Raw genomic sequence first — 1698 nt, forward strand, 5'->3', positions numbered from 1 at the left:
CTTTTTTCTGTGGATGGTAAGGTGTCCTACCGGAAACCTTCTGGGGTTTTGAGGTGTATTTTCTTAGGTTTACAGCCATGAATGCAAACCCTAACTCATTTTTCACCTTGTCAGTTCCTCTCACTGACATTCGAGAGAAACGCAAATTCGCCTTCAGAAAACCGAATACAGGTTCAACGTCAATTTTTCTTTGACCATAAAGTTCACCTGTTTTCGTTTCCGAAAGCTGTTCTCTTATATAAGCTTTTTGTTCTTCCCATGTCGGATTAAAGTAGATTCTTCGGTTGCGTCCACTTTGTCTCTTATTGCACTCAGCCCGTAACGTACAGGAAGAACAGTCCTCACACTCATAGACTTTAACGGTTCTCGTAAACCCATATCGATCTTTTTTCTGCGATGTATATCGAAAGGGGACTTGTTGTCCGTTGGGACAAGTGAAAGCATCTTTTTCTTCGTCATAAGCCCAATTGGCCGAATTGGAAGGGTCCTTTTGATATTTCTTGGTCTTTTCTTTACGATACGTGTTGAAAGTAATCAGAGCTTCCCGTTCACGATTTTCATGCACATCTTGATAATTTTGTTCACTGCCATACCCTGCATCCGCTACAATATATCGAGGTAATTCAAAAAAATCGTTCTCTATACGGTCTAAGAAGGGGATCAATGTTCTAACGTCCGTTGGATTCGGAAAAACATCATAAGCAAGAGCGTACTGGTTTTCGGTCGCAAGTTGAACGTTATACCCAGCCTTTAATTGACCATTTCTCATGTGATCGTCTTTCATACGCATGAATGTCGCATCATGATCCGTTTTGGAGTAACTATTGCGTTCACCAAATATCTCCATATCGGTTTGATATTTTTGTTTTCGCTGAAGAAAATCCTTGAACTGTTTCTGATACTGTTTAGGCTTTTTTCGATCGGAACGGAGCTGTTTCCGTACCGCTGTATCATCGCTCGCTTCAATCTTTTGATTGAAATCCTCAATGTGGTCACCCAGCTTATTCACGACGGATTGAAGTTCTTCCGTCGAAAGTTCGTCTGAACTTTCCCGTTCCATCGCAGGGATGACCTCTTGTTCCAACAGCTCTTCATACATCGTATTTGATTTCTCAATTAAATTCTGACTGTGTCGTTCGGTCGATTTACGCCAGACAAACGTGTACTTGTTGGCGTTTGCTTCGATCTTTGTACCATCTATGAAAATCGCCTCTTGATCAATGACCTTCTCTTCGACTAGCTGACTGCGGAATTGTACGAAGCATTCACGGAGAAGATTTTGTACATGGAGGTTCACTCGGAACCGGTTAATGGTGCGATAACTTGGTTCGTAGCCTTGTGCTAGCCACATCATGCGCACACTGTCCTGGACTAGGGCTTCGATTTTTCTTCCAGAAAATACGGATTGGGTGTAAGCGCATAAGATAACTTTCATCATCATTTTAGGATGATAAGAAGGGGTGCCCGTTTCGCGAAGAAACGGCTCGAATGCTTCCTCTGGAATACCTTCGATCATCTCATGGATCGTAAACGCAATATCATCTTTATGTAATTTTCTTTCCATATCTAAAGGCAAAATCACTTGATTCATGTTATACTGTTTAAACAAAAGGATCCCTCCCATGGTTTTTGGTGGTACTTTAATCATAGCAGAGGGAGTCCTTTTTTTCTGCTTTAATAATGAAAAAAACGTAAAAA

At 41.2% G+C, this 1698-nt stretch carries 1 protein-coding gene; it reads right to left on the bottom strand.

Annotation, left to right across the window (positions count from 1 at the left end; genetic code table 11):
- Positions 1–1609: IS1182 family transposase (locus HWQ49_RS14535; protein WP_188208353.1), on the bottom strand; the 1609-nt coding region annotated here is incomplete at its 3' end.
- Positions 1610–1698: the final 89 nt, after the last annotated feature.

This window comes from Alkalibacillus aidingensis (assembly GCF_014595945.1).
Taxonomy (GTDB): Bacteria; Bacillota; Bacilli; order Bacillales; family Alkalibacillaceae; genus Alkalibacillus; species Alkalibacillus aidingensis.